Annotated in this window: 10 protein-coding genes; 8 read left to right on the top strand and 2 right to left on the bottom strand. The window is 59.7% G+C overall.

The window, feature by feature from the left end; translation table 11 throughout:
* Positions 1-421 precede the first annotated feature (421 nt).
* Entirely contained in the window at positions 422-2,710 is a 2,289-nt protein-coding gene (locus BM400_RS11705; protein ID WP_089841815.1) for a glycoside hydrolase family 31 protein, read from the top strand.
* Positions 2,711-2,813: 103 nt separating this feature from the next.
* Entirely contained in the window at positions 2,814-6,407 is a 3,594-nt protein-coding gene (locus tag BM400_RS11700) for a carboxypeptidase-like regulatory domain-containing protein (RefSeq protein WP_089839328.1), read from the top strand.
* A gap of 301 nt (positions 6,408-6,708) precedes the next feature.
* Here BM400_RS11700 and BM400_RS11695 read toward each other — a convergent pair whose 3' ends face one another.
* Positions 6,709-7,896 carry a phosphoserine transaminase gene (locus tag BM400_RS11695; protein ID WP_089839327.1) on the bottom strand — a complete coding sequence of 396 codons (1,188 nt, stop codon included), beginning with the start codon at positions 7,894-7,896 and terminating at the stop codon, positions 6,709-6,711.
* A 379-nt stretch (positions 7,897-8,275) separates the two neighbouring features.
* On the opposite strand from BM400_RS11695, the gene BM400_RS11690 reads away from it, so the two are divergent.
* The 6 genes from BM400_RS11690 to BM400_RS11665 all read left to right on the top strand — a co-directional run bounded on the left by BM400_RS11690 (position 8,276) and on the right by BM400_RS11665 (position 18,944).
* Positions 8,276-10,621, top strand: a complete 2,346-nt coding sequence (locus BM400_RS11690; RefSeq protein WP_089839326.1) for a glycoside hydrolase family 2 protein — start codon at positions 8,276-8,278, stop codon at positions 10,619-10,621.
* Between the two features lie 247 nt (positions 10,622-10,868).
* Positions 10,869-11,762, top strand: coding sequence for a sugar phosphate isomerase/epimerase family protein (locus BM400_RS11685; RefSeq protein ID WP_175528991.1), 894 nt, complete (start codon positions 10,869-10,871; stop codon positions 11,760-11,762).
* A complete protein-coding gene (locus BM400_RS11680; RefSeq protein WP_175528990.1) occupies positions 11,759-12,943 on the top strand; it encodes a Gfo/Idh/MocA family protein in 1,185 nt (394 codons plus the stop codon). Before BM400_RS11685 ends, BM400_RS11680 begins: the two co-directional genes overlap by 4 nt.
* Positions 12,944-12,961: 18 nt before the next feature.
* Positions 12,962-14,104, top strand: a complete 1,143-nt coding sequence (gene ssuD, locus BM400_RS11675) for an FMNH2-dependent alkanesulfonate monooxygenase (protein WP_089839323.1) — start codon at positions 12,962-12,964, stop codon at positions 14,102-14,104.
* A 35-nt stretch (positions 14,105-14,139) separates the two neighbouring features.
* Entirely contained in the window at positions 14,140-15,405 is a 1,266-nt protein-coding gene (locus BM400_RS11670) for an MFS transporter (protein ID WP_175528989.1), read from the top strand.
* A gap of 332 nt (positions 15,406-15,737) precedes the next feature.
* On the top strand, positions 15,738-18,944 hold the full coding sequence (locus BM400_RS11665; RefSeq protein WP_089839321.1) for a TonB-dependent receptor: 3,207 nt from the start codon (positions 15,738-15,740) through the stop codon (positions 18,942-18,944).
* Between the two features lie 83 nt (positions 18,945-19,027).
* On the opposite strand, the gene pabB is transcribed toward BM400_RS11665, so the two are convergent.
* The gene (gene pabB, locus BM400_RS11660; protein ID WP_175528988.1) at positions 19,028-20,836 is read right to left on the bottom strand and encodes an aminodeoxychorismate synthase component I; all 1,809 of its coding nucleotides are present in this window, start codon (positions 20,834-20,836) and stop codon (positions 19,028-19,030) included.
* Between the last annotated feature and the right edge of the window lie 242 nt (positions 20,837-21,078).

Here is a 21,078-nt window from a genome sequence, read left to right as displayed (position 1 = left end):
GGACCGCTCTGCATCACCTCGTCCAATGCGCGCATAACACGCTCACGCTGGACCGGGGAGAGCCCAGGCGACTGCTCTTCTCCGTGCAAATGCTTCGTGTGTGTTTGTTCCACGGCCACTTTGAGGTATGTTACCTACCCTTTCCTTCTACTCTCTATCAGCAATATCAATAACTTACCGAGGTATCCCGCTCTGAACACTGTAACGAACCTTGTAAGTCGTTTCTTCGAACACGTGTAGTGCTCAAGTCAATCGAAGCCCATTTTATCCGTCTGCAAACTTCGTGGCCAACAGCAACACTCCTTCGAGAGTGACACAGGAAAGAGGAGAATTGAAAAAGAAGCATCCCTTGCACGAACGGTTTGGCCTTCGGGCTTGCCTCTGCCTCGGCCTATGTGCCCCCGCTTTCGCACCTGCCCAGATGGTTCTGCATCGTGGAGCCGCCACGGTAGTCGTCGAACCCTACGCAGAAAATGTCGTTCGGGTAACATTGAGCCTCTCAGACCCCGACGCGAAGAGTGCCCCCGGCTTCGGCATCACCGCAAAGAGCTCCACCTCCGGATGGACCACGACTTCCACCGCCGGCACCGACGAGATGCACTCGTCCCAACTGGCGGTCTCTGTCGCCGCCTCCGGCCCCCAGCGACCCGCGACCGGAACCCAGGGCGATATCGCCAAATTCTTCAACGGCTCCGCGCCCTGGGTGGGTCTCCGGATCACAGCCGCCGACGGCAAGCGGCTCATCGACCTCGAAAGCTGGGGCATGGCCGTTCCCAACTTCAAAGACGGAACCGCCTGGCTCAACAACGATCGACGCCCCCAGGACGATAAGTTCTACACCGTAAGCGCCAGCTTCTCCGCCGCCGATGACGAACACGACTACGGTATGGGCCAGAACCAGGAGGGATACCTCGACCACCGTGGCCGCGTCCTCCACTGCCAACACGACTACAACGCCCCTGGCGGCCAAAGCGTCTGTGTACCCTTCCTCGTCACCAATAAGGGCTACGGCCTCGTCTGGGACAATCCCTCCAAGACCACCGCCGCCTTTGGATTCAACGGCCAGAACACCTTCTCCAGCGAAGTCGGCCAGCGCGTCAGCTTCTTTGTCATCGCTGGCGACTACGACGCCATCTACCGCGGCTACCGCCTTCTCACGGGCGACACCCCCATCCCCCCGAAGTCCGCCTTCGGCTACATCCAGAGCAAGCAGCGCTACACCTCACAGGCTGAGCTGCTCGCCGTAGCCCACGGATACCGCGACCGACACCTCCCCATCGACGATCTCGTCATCGACTGGTTCCACTACACCCACATGGGCGAAATGGACATGGACCCCGCCAAGTGGCCGGACCCAATCGCGATGAACAAAGAACTTCATGCGCTGCACTTTCACACGATGATCAGTGTGTGGCCGCGCTTTGTGCCCGAGGATCGCTTCTTCGCGACCGTGCAGAAGAACGGCTGGTTTATGCACCAGGCCGACGGCACACCCACCAATGGCCTTCCCTACGACCGCGCCGGCGCGGACATCGACACCACCAACCCTGCCGCCGCCAAGTGGTACTGGGACATCATCCGCGACAACTACGTCGCCAAAGGCTTCGACGCCTTCTGGGCCGACGAAACCGAACCCGACCTTCCTCCTAATGGCAGCTTCTTCCACGTCGGCCCCGGCACCCAGTTCTTCAACATTTATCCCCTCTTCCATACCGCGGCCTTCTATAACGGTATGCGCCGCGACATGAACCAGCGCGCCGTCATCCTCGCGCGCGACAGCTATCTCGGGGCCCAGCACAACGGAGCCATCTTCTGGTCGTCCGACATCTCCCCCACCTGGGATGTCCTCAAGCGCCAGGTACCCACCGGCCTGAACTTCGTCGCCAGCGGGATGCCCTTCTGGTCCACCGACATCGGCGGATGGCAGTACCTCCCCGGCTCCCACACCCCAGCGCACCCACCCCTCCTCGACCCCTCCGACGTCCGCGACAACGTAGGGGCGTACGACGACTACCCCGAGCTCTACACGCGCTGGTTCCAGTACGCCACCTTCCAACCCAACTTCCGCGCCCACGGCTCCCGCAAGCAGAACGAAGTCTGGAGCTACGGCAAACAGGCCGAGCCGATCCTGGAGAAGTATCTCCGCCTCCGCTACGAGCTCATGCCCTATATCTACTCGCTCGGCTACACCGCCAACCAAACCGGCGCGCCCTTCATGCGCGCGCTCTTCCTCGATTTCGGCAGCGATCCCCAGACCGCTCCCATCGGCGACGAGTACATGTTCGGGCCCGCGCTTCTGGTAGCTCCCGTCACCGAACAGGGAGCTACCACCCGCAGTGTCTACCTCCCCGCAGGCTCGGACTGGTACAACTTCTGGACCAACGAGCGTCTGCACGGCGGACAGCGCATCACCGCCTCCGCCCCCATCGACACGATCCCCCTCTTTGTCCGCGCCGGCTCCATCCTTCCGCTCGGCAGCAGGATCGAGAGCACGGACGAAGTCCAGACCATCGCGAAAGTCCGCGTCTACGCCGGTGCGAATGGAGCCTTCACCCTCTTCGACGATGACGGCCACACCTACGCCTATGAGCGTGGCCAGAGAAAGCTCACCGAGCTCACCTGGGACGACGCCACGCAAACGCTCAGGCACACCGGATCCCAGGCATGGACCGCCCCCGACACCAGCATCGTCGAGGTGATTGGCCGATGAGCTTCCTCCCCACACTTCCCCCATAGAACACCACGCGTGTCCAAATCCCTATCGACGAACGATCAACCAACACCGCTGCACTCCATTTGAAAGAGGCCGTTTCATGAAACTCATAAAAATATTCCCCATCCTGCGGCGCATCGCTCCTCTGGTTGCCCTGCTTGCCATGGTCCACACGGCGTTCGCACAAACCACTGCCAGCCTCTCCGGCAAGGTGCAGGATACGACCGGCGCCCTCGTCTCCAGTGCCCACGTCGTCCTCACCAACAACGCCTCGAAGGACAAGCGGGAACTCGATAGCAACTCCGCGGGCTTTTTCACCTTCGCCGGCCTTATCCCCGGCACATACACCATTGAGATCTCCGCGACCGGCTTCCGCAGTCTGAGGCGCGGCGAGATCGCCGTCAACCCCGGCGACGTCCGCGACCTCACCGATCTGGCGCTCGAAGTAGGTACCGCCAACGAGACCGTCACTGTTCAGAGCAGCGCCAACTACATCGCCCCGCAGGATTCCGGCGAGCGCTCCGCACTGCTCTCCACGGCGGACATCGAGCGCCTTCCGATCCAGAGCCGCAACATGTCCGAACTCCTCAAGATCCTTCCTGGCGTCACCACCACCGCCAGCGGAACCGGCAACGGCACCGGCTTCGACTTTACCGATACCGGCTCATCCGGCTCCGCAGTTGGCGTCGGTCTTAACACCAACGGCGCACCCTACCGCGGCGGCACCGCCTATCTCCTCGATGGCGCAAGCATCATCGATCCAGGCTGCGCTTGCTGGTCCATCGCATCCGTCAACCCCGACATGACCCAGGAGGTCAAAGTTCAAAGCTCCAACTTCGGCGCCGACTCGCCCCAGGGCCCCGTCGTCATCAACGTCATCAGCCGCTCCGGAAGTGCAGACTTCCACGGTCAGGCCTACTTCTACGCACGCAACGGTATTCTCAACGCCAACACCTGGCAGGACAAGCACAGCAGCACTCCCACTGCGCGTCCTGACGCCTCGTACTACTATCCCGGCGGAAGCGTCGGCGGTCCTATCCTTATCCCGGGCACCAACTTCAACCACAACCGCAAGCTCATCTTCTGGGCCGGCTTCGAAGCCTTCCGCCAGAACCTTCCTGCGTCCTCACCGCTCACCTCCTACGTTCCTACCCCAGCCATGCGTGCCGGCAACTTCTCGCTCTCCGATCCCGCCAACGCAGCGCTCTGCGCCAAGAGCACCGGGAACGACTTCTGCCAGCCTCTCACCGGCGGCTTCGCCCCTGATGGGACCGCGCTCGCCGGAACCCAGATCCCCACGCAGTACATGGACCCCGGTGCCCTCGCGCTCCTCAAGCTCTTCCCCGCTGCCAACGTCGATCCTTCCACCAACGCATCCGGCTACAACTACTTCCTCCAGCCCAGCAACTCCCACAACGGCTACATCTACCGCGGCCGCGTCGATTACAACATCAGCGACAAGAACAAATTCTTCGTCAGCTACCAGTACGGCAGCGACTCCGAGACCAGCGTCGCCCACATCTATTACAACCCGGCCAACGCCGTAGCCTTCCCCGGCGGACCGCTCATCAGCCCAGTCCACTCGCACGTCCTCAGCGGAAGCTACATCCACATCTTCTCGTCCTCGGCGACCAACGAAGTCCGCGTCTCCGACGGCTGGCTTGATAACCCATACTCCGCAGCCAACCTCAAGGCCGAGTACAACAGCGCCATCGGCTATCCCTACGGAACGGTCTACAGCACTGCGTCCCTGATGGCTCCGTCGATCAACTCGCCCGGAGCGAGAACCCTGCCCGATATCTCACAACCCGATCTCTTCCAGCAGGGCGGCACCTACAACTCCATCAAGAAGGCACCCTCCGTCTCCGACGACTTCACCTTCGTCTATAAGTCCCACACCTTCAAGGTCGGCGGCTTTTGGAGCCGCGGCGGCAACAAGCAGGGCACCTATGGATACACCAATGGCTCCCTCTCCTACGCCAGCGGCGTGAAGACCGATCAGATCACCGGTCTCAAGATCGGAACAGTCAACCCCCTCGCCAACTTCCTCCTCGGCATTACCAGCGGATTCAGCCAGAACAACACCAACCCCATCGACGACATGTACTACAACACCGGCGCCGGTTATGTGCTGGACAACTGGAAGATCAAATCGAACCTCACCCTCAACCTCGGCCTTCGCCTCGAACACCTCGGCCGGTGGCAGGATGCAAGCGGGACCGGCCTCGCCGTCTGGGAGCCCAGCCGTTACGCGGCAGACGTGGCCGCCAAAAAGGTCTACCCCGGCGTCTACTGGCACGCCATCGACTCCAGCGTTCCCATCGGCGGTTCCCCCGTCCAGAGCATCTTCTTCGAGCCGCGTCTCGGTCTGGCCTACGACGTCCATGGCAACGGCAGTACCGTCATTCGTGGCGGCTGGGCAGCCTACCGCTGGAACGATCAGTACAACGACTTCGCCGGGCCTCTCACCACCGCACTCGGCGTCAAGACCTACAACTCCAACGGCAATCAGGCCATCACTCTCAAGGAGATCAGCAACCTGGGTGCGAACGCCTCAAGCCTCGGCTCGCTTCCCTCGAGCGTCTATGCAGCCGACCAGCAGGACGACAAAACCGGCGTGACTTACGCTTATAACCTGACCATCTCGCAGCGACTCACACGCGCCATGCTCTTCGAGGCCGCGTACGTCGGCAACCAGACTCAGAACATCCTCCTCGGCGGACAGAGCAATGGCTCCGGCGTGGGCGGCTCCGCTCTCGTCAACCAGAATAAAATCCCCTTCGGCGGCCTCTTCAAGGCCGATCCCGTCACCGGAGCACCCGCTCCCACCGATCCTGAAAACGTCGCCAATATCGCCGACTACTACCCCTACTACGCCGGCTACGGCACGAACGCGATCTCGGTCAACACGCACGCAGGATACGCCAACTACAACGGGCTCCAGTTCAGCCTCGTTCGTCAGACCGGACGCATCACCTTCAACGCCAATTACACCTACTCGAAGTCCCTCGGCATCGTCAGCAGCACGCTCGACGCCTTCAACGTGCGCAACAACTACGGCGTGCTCAACATCGATCGCCCCCACGTCATCAACACCTCCTATGCGTTCGATCTCGGTAACCCGATCCACGGCAACAAGCTTGCTGCGGGAGCCGTCAACGGATGGACGCTCACCGGAACCACCACTTGGCAGGCCGGTGGCAACCTCCAGGCGAACACCAACCAGAACATGGGCCTCACCATCCAGAACACGACGCTCGGCCACACCATCGGCTCGGCAACGTACTATGGAACGAACGCCAACACCGTTCTCCCCATCCTCACCTGCAACCCCAACTCGAACCTGAAGGCCTACCAGCACGTCAATCTCGACTGCTTCACCGCTCCGCAGCTTGGTCAGGTCGGCATCCGTCAGGCTCCCTACCTCAGCACGCCTGCCTACTTCGATTCGGACCTTGGCATCTACAAGAGTTTCCACGTCACCGAACACCAGTCCCTCGAGCTGCGCGGCACAGCGTTCAACTTCCTCAACCATCCTCTACCGGGCTTCAGCACCAGCGACCTTGTGTCGGTAAAGCTGCAGACCGCCGACAACAAGACCTTCACCTCGCAGGTCTCCAACACCAACCGCGGCATCACGGACGCCAAGTACACGCAACGCTCCATCTTGCTGGCAGTGAAGTACAAGTTCTAAATGGTTTGATTTTCAATAAATTGGGTCCGCTTCCATCTGGAGGCGGACCCAATTTGCTGTCTCCAATAGCTCTACAAATCTGGGATGCAGTCGAAGCATCCGCAGGCCCAAGTCCAAAGGTCGAGTGTTCGTAGTGGCTAAAATTTAGTTCTGAGGTCAGGATCGAACATAGTTTGTGTCACAGAGAACGTCTTTCTCTGTGACACAAACTCAATCGACGCAGCAACCCACAACAGAGTCACCAACGAACCGTACCGCCCACGTTGGCACGCATGGCGGGGTACACCCTCGCGAGGCCGGTTTAGACCGCCGACTGCGAATCGGACATGCTGCTCTTCGTCGTGATGAAAGCATAGTCGAGCCACTCGAGGAGACATGCGATGTCGCTCGTCTCGACCGTGGCACCACCCCAGATTCGCAGGCCCAATGGAGCATCGCGGTAGGAAGCAATGTCGAACCCGGCGCCTTCCTTTTCAACCAAGCCGGTCATGGACTTAAGAAATGCGGCCTGCTTCTTGCTGTCCCATTGCAGGAAGTCGGGGTCCTTGATCGCCAGGCAGATCGAGGTCGAGGATCGTGTTGCGGGATCCGTTGCAAGGAATGCAACCCAGGAGCTTGCCTGCTGCCAGTCGGAGATCGCCTTGAGGTTTCCTTTCGATCGTGCGATCAGTTGGTCGAGCCCGCCAATCGATTTAGCCCAGCGCAAACCATCAAGAGCATCTTCGACAGCCAGCATCGATGGCGTGTTGATCGTCTCACCGCTGAAGATGCCTTCGATCAGTTCACTTCCCTTCGCCAGGCGAAAGATCTTCGGCAGCGGCCGGGGCGGCTTGTAGGAAGTCAATCGTTCGACGGCGCGCGGGCTGAGAACAATCATGCCATGCGCCCCTTCTCCTCCAAGCACCTTTTGCCACGACCACGTAGTGACATCCAGCAGCTTCCATGGCATGTCCATCGCGAACACGGCAGAGGTGGCGTCGCAGAAGGTCAGGCCCTCGCGTGCTTCGGAGATCCAGTCGCCGTTCGGGACGCGGACACCCGAGGTCGTCCCATTCCAGGTGAAAACGATGTCTCTGGCCGCATCCGCCTGATCCAGCTTCGGGAGTTCACCATAGGCTGCCTCAAAGACACGCACATCCTCAAGCTTAAGCTGCTTGGTGATATCGGTGACCCACTCCTTGCCGAAGCTCTCCCATGCCAGCACATCGACACCGCGCGCTCCAAGCATCGACCAGAGCGCCATTTCGATCGCGCCCGTATCCGAGCCGGGGACGATGCCGATCCGGTAATCGCTCGGAATCCCGAGAATCTCACGCGAGAGTTCGATCACCTCTTCCAGCTTCGCCTTCCCTCGCTTCGAGCGATGCGAGCGTCCAACCAGAGCGTCATGCAAAGAAGACAGCGACCACCCTGGCCGTTTGGCACATGGCCCTGACGAGAAGTGCGGGTTGATCGGTAGGTGTGCGGGTCGAGTAGCTTGCTCTTTCAATTCAGTTCATCCCCAAATCTGTCGCGAAGACTCCGGCGACGTATCTAGGATAGACGATGCCCCCGCCTGTTGGCGTGTTCCCCGTCCTCTTTACTCCACGCGGACTTCCGCTGCGAGGCCTCCTCCCCGGCTTGACCGAAGCAGAAGCTTCGAGATAGCCTCTCGTTCATGCAGATCGCCTCAAAACTGTGTTGTTGCCGCCGCTCTCCGCTGGCCCACACAGCGATTCGTGCAGCAAAAGAAAGCCTTTAGTTAGGGCTTGCCTCATTCCAACCCAAACGCGTCGTCCCAAGCCCCATCGTGTGCTTCTCCAATTGCCTGGGTGCCTCTGCTTCCTCGTTCACACGCCCCTTGAAAGCAACCGCAATGGCAACTTCTTATGCCCATGAATAGACGCTCCTTTACGCTAGGCAGTGCGGCCACGATGGCGGCTTTTGCAACATGGCCGCAGTCCGGCAGCGCAGAGGTCAAGCGCTCTTCCGCGATCCGATCGGACGCAGTCGCTCTGAGTGACGGATGGTCGCTTCATCGCGAGGGAGCCACACCCCAGAGCCCCATCAGGCTTCCTCATTGCGTCGCAGCCCTCTCCTGGCACGCGTGGCAGGCGGAGTCCTGGCAGCACGTCTGGAGCTACAGCAAGAGCTTTACCATCCCGGCGAGCTTTCAAGGCAAACGCCTCTTCCTTTCCTGTGAACGCGCCATGTCGAGGACGAAGGTGATCTTCAATGGCCACGCATTTCCTGTGCATGAAGGCGGCTTCCTTCCCTTCGAGGTTGATGTGACGGAGTGGCAGCGCGCAGGTGACAACGAGCTTATCCTCGAGGTGGACGCGCGCTGGATCGATGTTCCTCCGGCGGGCTCCCCCAAGGGGCCTTCGGCGGTGGACTACTACCTCCCCGGCGGCATTTCGGGCTGTGTGCAACTGCGTGCCATTCCCAGAATCGCGATTCGTAACCTGATAGCTTCTCCAGTTGATGTACTCGCATCCCACCCCAAGATCAACATCGCGTTCGACCTCGATGCGGATGTCGAGCAAGAGCTAGAGATCGTTGCGACACTCCTCGACGGGACCCGTGTCGTCACTAGACAGTCGTTGAAAACAGCGGCCATCCCCGGCAAGGCTCCTGTCGAAATGGTGTTGGACGAGCTCACCGGTATCGTTCTTTGGGATGTCGACAACCCGAAACTGTATCGTGTGCAGATTGCGATCTTTCATGGTCAGCAGCAGGTCGATACCCAGTCTTTGCGCATCGGCTTTCGGGATGCTCAATTCAAGCTGGATGGCTTCTATCTGAATGGACGCAAGCTCAGGCTCTTCGGTCTGAATCGCCATGAACTCTTCCCCTATGTGGGCTTCGCAGCATCCGAACGCGCGATGCGTTTCGATGCGCACTCCCTGCGTCACAGCTTGAACTGCAATATCGTGCGGTGTTCTCACTATCCGCAGTCGACAGCCTTCTTGGATGCATGCGATGAGCTTGGCCTGCTCGTATGGGAAGAGATTCCAGGATGGCAATATATCGGCGACCAAAGTTGGCAGGACATCGCGGTACACAACACGGAGGAGATGATTCGCCGCGATCGGCATCATCCATCGATCGTCATCTGGGGCACACGCATCAACGAGTCCGCGAACGACCCTGCGCTGTACACGCGTACCCGCGAGGCGGCAAAGAGACTCGATCCGGGACGTCAGACATCAGGCAGCATGACGCCTGCGTCGCGAAAGGATTGGCAGCAACATTGGCATGAAGATGTCTTTGCCTTCGATGACTATCACGCGGAGCCGGACGGCAGCGTGGGGATCGACCCGGCTCTCGACGGCGTGCCCTACATGATCGCCGAAGCGGTTGGCCAGTATGCCTATGGCACCGCGAAAAACTTCTTGCGCAGGTATCGTCGTGTGGGCAAACCCGAGGACCAGCGTGCGCAGGCTTTGCTGCACGCCCAGGCGCACAACCGGGCCGCTAAGGATCCTCGGAATGCCGGTGTCATTGCGTGGTGCGCCTTCGATTATGCGAGCCCGATGAATGCGTACAACGGGGTGAAGTGTCCTGGTGTCGTCGACACCTTCCGGATACCCAAGCTTGGTGCCGCGTTCTATCTCTCCCAGGTCAGCCCATCCATCAGACCCGTGATTGAGCCGAGCTTCTACTGGGATGCCACGTCACAAAGCGGTGACGATAAACCGGTGATCTTCTCAAACTGCGAACAGTTGAACCTGTTTCTCGACGATCAGTTTGCGGGTTCCTTTCATCCGGACCGGGAGGGCTACCTTCATCTCGCGTATCCACCGTTCATCCTCGACCTGCCATGGACAAGCGCCGCATCGTCCACCCTTCGTATCGAGGGGCTCATCCACGGCAAAGTTGTCATGACTCGCAGCATGGCAGGCCGGCGTAACGAAGATCGGCTTTGGCTGAAGGCCGATGACGCCGTGCTGATCGCCAATGGATCCGATTCGACGCGTGTCTCCTTTGGAGTAGAAGATCCCTTCGGCAACACGCGCCCGTCGGCCCCAGGGAGCATTACGGTGCAACTCTCCGGCGCAGCCAGTCTTATCGGAGACAGCGTCTTCGACCTTCGTGAGACAGGTGCCGTAGGCGCGATCTGGGTGCGTAGCCTACCTACAAGTACGGGCAATGTAGTCGTCCATATACGCCATCCATACTACGGAGAAAAGTCCCTCCAGGTCCGCACGGTGCGCCGAACGACAGCGTCGTAAGTTGACTCGAATGAGCGGATGTCTTATCGTTCTTCCTATGGACGTTGCTGTCAAAACATACGCGTCGAACCAAGTGGCCGCTCCCCGCCGCCATTGTTGTTGTTGCGCTTAGCCTCCCCGGCTACGTCATCGATCGCGTTGTGTCCTGAACGTGCATCCCCAGCAAGTCCCCCCTTTTCACACTGAATACGAACAACTGCCGCACGGCTTTTCGTCGCGGAACCAGTTGTTCTGGAGATCGATGTTTATGCATTCTCTTTCGCGACGCGGCGTTCTCCGCTCGCTTGCCAGCGTAGGTTTCTCTGCGCTTGCCGCTCATGCAAGCAATCTCACGAAGGTCGCTCTCCCTGCTGAATCGAATGCGATCCGTCTCGCCGCGCAGACGAATGCCTTCCCCATCGATCCACGCAACTTCGATAGCTTCCTTGCAGCACTCGGTGACCTGAAAAGCGTCGGGTATGCGGGGTTCGAAACGGGATTCATCAACCTTCGCAGCCAGGCGAAGTCCACTGCAGAGGCGCGCACGCGGATCGAAGCGAAGGGGCTGGTGTTCACAGGCGTCCATATCTTCCTGCCCGAATACGATCCCCAGACGAGCATCGCGCCGCAGGCGCTCTACGAGTCGGTCGCGAGACTCGGTGCGGAGCTTGGAGCGCAGCGTCTGATCCTCAGCGGATCACCGGCTGTCACGCCCGACGAGATCAAGCGGAAGGCCGATGCGCTCAATCGTGCAGGGCAGTTCGCGAAGTCGCAGGGACTCATTCTCGCGTATCACAATCACTGGCCGGAGTATAAATACGATGGCCGCGAGATCCTGCAAGTCTACGCAGATACCGATCCCGCGTCCGTGTCATTCCTGCTCGACGCAGGACATGCCTATCGAACGGGCTTCGACATTCCCCGATTTGTATACGAACATGCTGCGCGCCTCACAGGCATTCACTTCCGCGACTTCCGTGAAGGCAAACAGGTCCCACTGGGCCAGGGCACATTCCCCCTTCGCCAGGTAGCATCATCTCTCGAACGAGCGAAGTGGTCGGGATGGGTCATCAACGAAGAGGAGCGAGAAGACGGCACCAAGTCTGGTCTTGTCGTTCTGCAACCTGCGTATACCGCTCTGAAAGGAGCCTTCGGAGCATGAATCGTCGAGAGTTTCTGCAAGCCGCTGCAACTGTCTCAGCAAGCACCATGACCGCGCGATCGTACTCTCAGATTGTGGGCGCGAACAACAAGGTAGGGCTTGGCATCGTGGGCGTTGGTCGCCGAGGCCGCATCGTGGGTGCAGCGTTCCTAAAGGACAAGCGGCTGCGGCTCGCGGCCATCGCCGACACCTATGAGGCAACCCGCCTTCGCGTCGCAGCGCAGTTGCCGCCCGAGATCGGAGAGCCGGCAACCTACAACGCGCATCAGGACCTGCTCGCTCACAAGAATGTCGACGCCGTTCTCATCGCCGCACCCGATCACCTCCACGTACCAATCGCACATGATGCACTCGCTGCCGGCAAGCACGTCTACCTGGAGAAGCCGACCCTGCATCGCTGGCATGAACGAGACACGCTGGTCGCCTCCGCGCACAAGGCGCAGCGCGTACTGCAATGCGGCATGCAGCAGAGGAGCGGCGCCCACTATCAGCAGGTGAAGGAAGAATATTTCGACGGTGGCAAGCTCGGCGATGTCGTGCAGGTTCGTGCAGTCTGGCATGACTTCCCATGGCAGCGCCGTGAGATTCCAGATGCGCCGAAGCCTGCCGGGCTGGACTGGGAGCGCTTTCTTGGTGGTGCTCCCAAGGTCCCTTATGAGACCGTCCGTTACGATTCGTGGCGCTACTTCCACGAGTACGGCAACGGCCTGCTGGCCGACATCCTCACGCACTGGGCCGACGTCGCGCAGTGGTTTCAGAACGACTCCACGCCGCTCTCCGCATACGCGACCGGAGGGATCTACAAGCTGCATGATCAGCGCAACAACCCCGACACAGTCAGCGCGGTGGTGAAGTACGCGAATTGGAACCTCAACTTCGAGAGCTCTGTCCTTCCTCTTCGCGACGAACGCCCTTCGGTGGTCTTCGAGGGGACAAAAGGCTTGCTCGATATCGCGCGTGATGGCTACATCTTCACGCCCTATCAGGGCCAGCCCGTGCGTGTCGATTCCAGAAACGATCTGGAGTTGGCGCACACAAAGAACTTCCTCGACGCCATCACGACAGGCGCGAAACCGAACGCACCACTTGAGGCGGGCATCCAGGCATCCATACCGGTCCTTCTGGCGGTGCAGTCATATTGGACCAAACTCCCTGCAACATCACTCGATAAAAGCTCATAGGCCGAAATAAAAAAACGTATGCAAATATCCTGGTTCATCCCAACAACAGGCGACGGTCGTTATCTCAGCTCCGCTCATGGCTCGCGGCTTACCGATCTGCCGTATCTCCGCCAGATCGCGCAGGCTGTCGATCAGCTTGGCTTCTACTCTGTGCTCCTCCCCACGGGAAACTCCTGCGAAGACTCATGGGTCGTGGCCTCCGCGCTCATGCCATTTACCGAGAGGCTTCGCTTCCTCGTGGCGATCCGCCCCGGCATCATGTCGCCCGTCGTCGCTGCACGCATGGCGTCTACCTTCGACCGCCTGTCGAACGGCCGGCTTCTCATCAATGTCGTGACGGGCGGAGATCCGCGAGAGGCCGCTGCCGACGGCGTCTTCCTCCCACACGATGAGCGCTATGCCGTCACGGGTGAGTTCCTCAAGATATGGCGCGGCGTCATGGCCGGCGAAACGAAGACTTTCGAAGGCAAGTACCTGCATGTCGAAGGTGCCAGGGTTTACTATCCCGCGCTGCAGAACCCTCATCCTCCGCTCTACTTCGGTGGTTCGTCCACGGCGGGCATCGAACTCGCAGCCGAGCAGGTGGATGTCTATCTCACCTGGGGAGAGCCACCGGCACTCGTCGCCGAGAAGATCGCTCGTGTGCGTGAAGCCGCCGCGAAACAAGGCCGCACGCTTCGCTTCGGAATACGCCTGCACGTCATCGTCCGCGAGACCAACGACGCCGCATGGCGAGCGGCAAACGATCTCATCCGTTATGTCGATCGGGACGTTGTCGCCAAGGCTCAGGCAGGGCTTGCGAAATTTGATTCGGAAGGCCAGCGGCGCATGGCGGAGATCGTTCGCAGCAGCCCCGAGACATTGGAGGTCAGCCCGAATCTATGGACGGGCATCGGCCTCGTTCGCAGCGGAGCAGGCACCGCTCTGGTCGGTGATGCCGAGACGGTCGCCAAACGCATCCTCGAATATGCCGACCTCGGCATTGACAGCTTCATCCTCTCCGGCTATCCACACCTGGAAGAGGCGTACCGCGTCAAGGAACTGCTCTTCCCGCTTTTGCCTCTTCAACACGACGACATCAAGAGCACAGAACAGCGCCGTTCGCATGAGTTCGTAGGGAATGAGTTTCGTCCCATCGCCGCGGATAAGGGGACAGTCTGACAGCTCTATCCCAATCCGAAAAGGCGAAACCGCCGGTGCGCGCCGCGACGAGTGGCAGAAGACGATGGTTCATTCTCGCGCTGCTGTTCTCCATCACGGTGATCAATTTCATCGATCGCCAGACCGTGTCCGTGCTGGCACCCATCCTGAAGCAGACGCTGCACCTCACCAATACGCAGTACGGCAGGATCGTGGCGGCGTTCCAGTTTGGCATGATGAGCGGCGAGCTTCCCGTGGGAGCCCTGATGGATCGCTTCGGCGTTCGTATCAGCCTTGTTGGCGCTGTTCTCTGGTGGTCCTTTGCAACCGGCGCGCAATCGCTTGTGCGCACCGGCTCGCAGCTCGGCCTCACGCGCTTCTGGATGGGAACAGGAGAATGCGGCAACTACTCCGGTGGCGTGAAGGTCACGTCTCTGCTCTTCAAAAAGGAAGAGCGCACACTCGCCATTGGCATCTTCAACAGCGGAAGCATGATCGGTGCGACCATTGCGACACCTCTCATCGTCTACCTGCAACATCGTTTCGGCTTCCGCGCGGCCTTCCTCGTATCGGCATCGCTGGGCCTGTTGTGGGCGCCGTTGTGGTGGTTTCTGTACCGCGATCCCAAGCCCGCATCCGTCGATCTCGACGAGACGCTTGAATCGACGCTAACCTCATCGAAGCCGGCAACAGGAGTCCGTGAGTTGCTGCGGCAACCTTCCCTTGCGGCGATCATGCTGTGCCGTTTCTTCGTCGGTCCAGTCATGCAGTTCTACTGGTACTGGATTCCGAGCTACCTGTTCAGCGCACGTCACCTCTCCATGAGCCAGATTGGACTCATCGGATGGATTCCTTTCCTGCTCGGCGATGCCGGTGGGTTCGCTGGCGGGTGGTCTGCCGGATGGCTCCAGAGCAAGGGTCTCGAGATCATGAAGGTGCGCAAGATCACAATGTATGGCGGAAGCATCCTTTGCATCGCAAGCCTGCTGGTGCCAGTCACGCGCTCCATCGGAGGAGCCTTCTTCCTCATCGGCATCGCCATGTTTGCGGACAACTTCCTCTCCGCCAACATGTTCGCCAGCATGACCGATCTCTTCGATGAGCACGAGGTCGGACGCGTCACAGGTTTCAGTGGCGTGGCCAGCGGTCTCAGCGGACTCCTCTTCCCGCTCCTTACAGGGATACTCGTCGATCGCTTTTCGTATGCCCCGGTCTTTTACCTGGTCGCCTTGATGCCGCTGGTCGGCACCATCGCACTCTTCAGCCTGGGGAGCAAAGGTTACCGGACACGTTCGAGTATCAACGAGGCACCCGCCTTATGAGATCCCTCTTCTTATTCCATCGATGTTGTGCGTCATCACTGATGCTCTTCGAACCAACCAACCAGCTCCATGCAACACAAGGTATTGCACCGCGATGAAGATGTCCGCTCACATATCGAGTCAGCAACAGCGATCGAAGGCACCGCTCCCGCGCGTGCTGATGGCTGCTGTGACATCTGCCGCAGGTTGTTGTCCCCTTCCCGTTTCGCTCTAAGAACAACTTCGAAGTAATCGCAGTCCACGATCCGGCCGCGTAGCGGACGTGCGTTGCCACCTTCGGTCTTCCCCTCAACCCCCATGACACGACACATTGTTTGGCTTTGGAGGCCTGTATGTCTGCACCACGCTCCCTTCTCCTGTCCCTTCTTCTCCTGTTTGCTGTGCTGCTACCTCATGACGCTCACGCTCAGGCAACGGGCACCATCCGCGGTTCCGTACTGGATAGCAGTGGCGCGCTCATCCCCGGCGCAAGCGTCACCGTCACCAATGCCGAGACCGCGCTCGAACGCAAGGCGGACACCAATGCGCAAGGCATCTTCGTCTTTCCGAATATTCCAATCGGGACCTATGCCGTGACCATCGGCAAGGCCGGTTATAGAACGGAGGAGCGTAGCGACCTATCCCTCCTCACGGGTCAGGTCATCGATCTCCAGCTTCCTCTCGCCATCGGAGAATCGACCGAGACCGTCAACGTAACCTCTGCTTCGACGCTCATCCAAACGGCATCATCCACCGTGTCGACCACGATCAACCGCGAGCAGATCCAGGATCTCCCCCTCAACGGACGCAACCCGCTGCAACTCACGACACTCACGCCCGGCGCAGCACTGACCGCAACCGGTACGGAGTCCGGCCAGCAGGACAACACAGGCCTCACCGTGAATGGTCTGCGCCCCACCGAGAACACCTACGAGCTTGATAACGCCGTCTACAACAATCGCTTCTTCGATTCCGTTCCCATCCTGCCCAACCCTGACGCCCTGCAGGAGTTCACCATTCAATCCTCCAACTACAGCGCTCAGTTCTCCGGTGCCGGAGCCCTGGTGCAGCTTTCAACGCGTTCCGGAACCAATGCCTTTCACGGATCCGCATACGAATACCTTCGCAACACGGTGCTGAACTCCTACAACCACTTTCCTGCGAAGACAAGCGCGGGCACTCCCATCAAGCCGCCCTTCAAGCTCAATCAGTTTGGCGGCACCATCGGAGGCCCCATCTTCCGCGACCGCACATTCTTTTTCGGAGCCGCGGAAGATCTCGAGCAGCGCTCCTCCGCCAATCCCGTCACCTTCTTCATCCCCACAGCCGCGCAGATGAGCGGAAACTTCAGCTCGGTCGCGACCCAGTTGCACGATCCCGTAACGAACGTCAACTACACCAACAACCAGATCACGCGCGCGGCAAGCCCGCTCTCACAGGCTCTCTACAAGACCTACCTCGCGCCCCTCAGTGCTACGGCAGCCGGACAGGTCACGCTCAGTCCGAACAGCAACGTCAGCAGCACGCAGTACCTCGTCAAAATCGACCACAAGATCAGCGCCTCCAATCAAGTCAGCGGACGCTACTTCTACAACCAGAACAACTTCCAGCGCACCTTCACCGCTCCCACTGGCTTCTTCGCATCGAACCTCTTCCGCAACCAGTCTCTCGCTCTCAGCGATACCCACATCTTCAGCTCCACGCTCACAGGCACGGTCACCGTTTCAGCCGGCCGCTTCGCCCGCACCCAGATCCCGGTTGCGCCCGGTCTCCAGTCGCTCCAAAGCCTCGGCCAGAACGTTCCCCTCGGCACCCAGGTACCCATCTTCCCGGGCATCCGCGCAAACATCTCGGGCTTCGTCAACATCTTCTCGGGTGGCGCTCTCACGCAGGCCTCCACCACCTTCGATGAGCGCGTCAACTTCATCAAGCTTCTTCATCGTCACACCATCAGCTTCGGAGGAGAGTTTGAGCGTTCGCGCATCAATGCGAACGACTACTCCTACGTCCCGGGCGATAACCAGTTCTCAGGAGCCCGCACCGGCAACGCCGCCGCCGACTTCTATCTCGGTTACGAGTCCACATTCACGCAGGACAATGGCCGCACCTTCTATCTCCGCGAAAACCGTCCTTCCCTCTTCATCCAGGATGACTTCAAGGTCACGCGCGATCTCACGATCAATGCAGGCATCCGTTGGGAGCCATGGCTTCCGCCCACCGACCTCAACCAGTCTCTGGTTGGATTCCAGGCTGGATATCGCTCGACCGTAGCACCCAACGCACCGGCGGGCCTTCAGTTCCTCGGCGACCCGGGGGTACAGTCCTCCATCTTCAAGAACAACTGGAAAACCTTCGGTCCTCGTCTCGGATTCGCCTACAACGTCGGTGGCAGCAACCGCTTCGTCATCCGTGGCGCGTACGGCCTCTTCTATGGCTTCCCCGAAGGTCTGCTCTACCAGAGGACGAACCAGACGCAGCCGCGTAATTTCGCGCTCTCCATCGCCAACCCCGCCAATGCATGGGACAACATCTTCGCCGGCACGACATCGCCCTTCCCGCGCGCTCACACCCCGGTCAGCCAGTTCGCGACCTATCAGTTCACGCTTCCGGTTGCGGGTGGCGTACTCGACTCAAACTCGAAGGTTGCCACCATTCAGGATCGCAATATCACCTTCGAAGCCCAGATCAACCGCACGACCGCCGTCTCCATTGCCTACGTTGGCAACCACGCACAACACATCATGGGTTCACGTCAGCTCAACCCGGGTGTCTACGCCGCGGGTGCGACGCTCGCCAACATTCAGTCACGCCGTCTCTATCAAGGGCTCGGCGCAGTGGAGGTGGCAAGCTCGTACGAGTACGCGGACTACAACGGTCTTCAGGTCAACGTCACGCGCCGCGTATCGCAAGGCCTTCATGTGCTGACCAATCTCACCTACGGCAAAGTCATCGATAACAACTCCAGCGCGATCGAAGGCAATGCTGGTCCTCCGAATCCCTTCAACCTGAACAGCTCGCGCGGCCCCGCGGACTACGACGTCCGCCTCCGCTATAACCTGTCCGCTCTCTACGACCTGCCGAAGTTCAACACCAACCGGACACTCGGTGCCATCATCAACGGCTGGCAGGTAAACACCATCCTCTCCGCCGCCAGCGGAACGCCCATCACCGTCACCAGCGGCACAGACCGCTCCCTCTCAGGAGTAGGCAACGACTATGCCGATCTCATCGGCAATCCTGCACGTGTCTCCGGGGCGAGCTATCTGAACGCATACTTCAACACCGCGGCCTTCCAGCAGGCGGCGACCGGAACGTTCGGCAACAGCAGCCGCGGCATCCTTCGTGGGCCTGGTTCGCTCAACGTAGATGCTTCTGGCTTCAAGGTCTTCCCCATCGCAGAACGATTCAAGCTCCAGTTCCGGGCAGAGGCGTTCAACGTCATCAACCGCAGCAACTACAGCAATCCCGGAAGCACGGTCGCTTCAACCTCAACCTTCGGTCGCATCACCGCGGCTGGATCTCCCCGTGTCCTCCAGTTCGCTCTTCGTGCAAACTTCTAGAGGACAACTGGATCTTTCCACGCTGAACAGGGCTGGCCGCAAAGGCCAGCCCTTTCTTTTGCCTGGAGAAAATCACGAAGCGGTTACTTCTTCGTCCAAAGAACGCTGCCGTCGTCCGCTTCAACGGAAACGACCACACGCACACCCCGCAGCGCGTTGCAGACATAGACAGACTCGGCCCCTGCAAGATCTTCAAGCCGAAGCGTACGCTCTTCCACATGCTGTACGTGTTCCAGCATCTGTGCGCGCTGAATTCCGGGAAGCACTCCACACTGAAGACTCGGAGTCATCCACTGCTCGCCAACCTGGAGAAACAGATTGCTGATCGCGCCCTCCGTCAGTTCGCCCTGCTTGTTCAGGAAAATTACCTCATCGAATCCCCTCGCGTGAGCCTCCGCAAGACTCCGTTCATACAGATCGCGACAAGTCGTCTTATGATGCAGCGATACGTCCGTCGCGCACGTGCGTGCCTCTGCCAGCAGCAGACGTCCGCTCCAAGCCATCTGCTCCAGGGGGGACACAGAGATCGTCCAGTCACCGGTCTGGTGCAGCATAAGACGTACCTTGCTCTCGACACACGCGCCGTCCCGCGCCATGGAGACCAGTTCCCTCCACAACGCACTCTCGTCATACAGCATCCCAAAGTATCTCGCGGACACCGACAGCCGTTGCATGTGCCTTGGCAGCAGTGGGATCTCCCCGTCCATCCCACGCATGGTCTCAATCAACGAAAAAGAAGGCTGTCTCCTGGTAAGAAACTCAGCCTTCAGTCGACACTCTGCAAACTCCTCCTCAGCCTTCGAATCAGCGGTAATGCCGCCGCCAACCCCCATGGACAGACGTCTGCCTTCCAGCTTCACCGTGCGGATCGCAACATTGAAGCACGCCTCCCCATCGGGCCCGAAGAAGCCGATGCAACCGCTATACACTCCGCGAGGACGGCGTTCCAGCTCCCGGATGATCTCCATCGATCTCCGCTTTGGAGCGCCTGTAATCGATCCGCACGGAAACAGATTCACGAGCACCTCAGAGGGCGACACCCCATCGCGCAGTTGGCCGGAACAGGTAGAGGTCATCTGCAGAAGCGTGTTGTAGCGTTCAACATGGAAGAGTTCATCGACGTGCACCGAACCATACCTGCAGATGCGTCCAAGATCATTCCGCAGCAGGTCCACGATCATCACATGTTCGCTTCGGTTCTTCTCATCATGCCGCAACTGCCGCTGAGCTTTCTCATCCTCGGTAAAATTCACGCCACGTCGCCACGTCCCCTTCATGGGACGCACACAGATTCGCCGTTGCGTCGTCCGAAAAAATAACTCAGGAGAGAAAGAAAGAATCGTCCCGAACGGACTGTCGATGTACGCGGCGAAGGGGACCGGCTGTTGCCGCAGCAAAGTCTGGTAAACCGTCAAGGCATCCGAGTCTGTCTCGCCCTCAATCCTGTCCGTAAAGTTCACCTGGTAGGTGTCGCCGGCCTGCAGATAGCCATGGATGCTCGCGATGGCCGCATCGTAGTCCTCTCGCGCGATCTGCAAGCCATCCGTATGAATCGTGGCAGCCATATCCCCATCGTGGCTCGCCGCGCGCATCTCAGGAAGCACACCCCGGATGACACCGCTGCGATGATCGAACTCGATGGGAGCTCCGAACACCCCCAACCAGGCCAGAGGCTCGACCCCATCGCGTCTCGGTGCCAGCCCGATGAAGTGATCGCCACACTCATAGCCAAAGAATCCAGCCAAAAACGCTCCATCCGATACGAGCCGGTCAACCTCTGTCAGGAGTTCATCCATCTCCGCAGCGGTCCATGCAATCAACTCGCCGCGAGGATCGAGAAAAAGCAGGCTCTTGTCACCATCGCCATCCTGCTTTGCGGTCTCAAGGAGCACGGACCGGGGGGTTTCCGCCGCCAGTACTCGGAACGCTGCCGGAAGTGCATGCCACGCAGAGCTCGACCGATGCCCGTCGCTCGCAAGCTCGCGAGCGACCGCATCAAGCGGATGTCTTTGCAAAACGTCCGTATCCTCTGCCGGCATTGCGTCGATCAAGCACCCTCACCGATTGCGATTCGATCCGGCACCGCACAGAGACAACACCACTATGGGCACTCCAGCTCCGAAGCCCTTGAAAG

The sequence above is a fragment of the Granulicella pectinivorans genome (genome assembly GCF_900114625.1).
Classification (GTDB): Bacteria; Acidobacteriota; Terriglobia; order Terriglobales; family Acidobacteriaceae; genus Edaphobacter; species Edaphobacter pectinivorans.
This window is presented reverse-complemented; position numbering and strand designations above follow the sequence as displayed.

Excerpts from the sequence above, each read along its gene's own strand:
- BM400_RS11705 (WP_089841815.1), top strand. The coding sequence starts at position 422 with ATGGTTCTGCATCGTGGAGCCGCCACGGTAGTCGTCGAACCCTACGCA.
- BM400_RS11700 (WP_089839328.1), top strand. The coding sequence starts at position 2,814 with ATGAAACTCATAAAAATATTCCCCATCCTGCGGCGCATCGCTCCTCTG.
- BM400_RS11665 (WP_089839321.1), top strand. The coding sequence starts at position 15,738 with ATGTCTGCACCACGCTCCCTTCTCCTGTCCCTTCTTCTCCTGTTTGCT.
- ssuD (WP_089839323.1), top strand. The coding sequence starts at position 12,962 with ATGCAAATATCCTGGTTCATCCCAACAACAGGCGACGGTCGTTATCTC.
- BM400_RS11680 (WP_175528990.1), top strand. The coding sequence starts at position 11,759 with ATGAATCGTCGAGAGTTTCTGCAAGCCGCTGCAACTGTCTCAGCAAGC.
- BM400_RS11685 (WP_175528991.1), top strand. The coding sequence starts at position 10,869 with ATGCATTCTCTTTCGCGACGCGGCGTTCTCCGCTCGCTTGCCAGCGTA.
- BM400_RS11690 (WP_089839326.1), top strand. The coding sequence starts at position 8,276 with ATGCCCATGAATAGACGCTCCTTTACGCTAGGCAGTGCGGCCACGATG.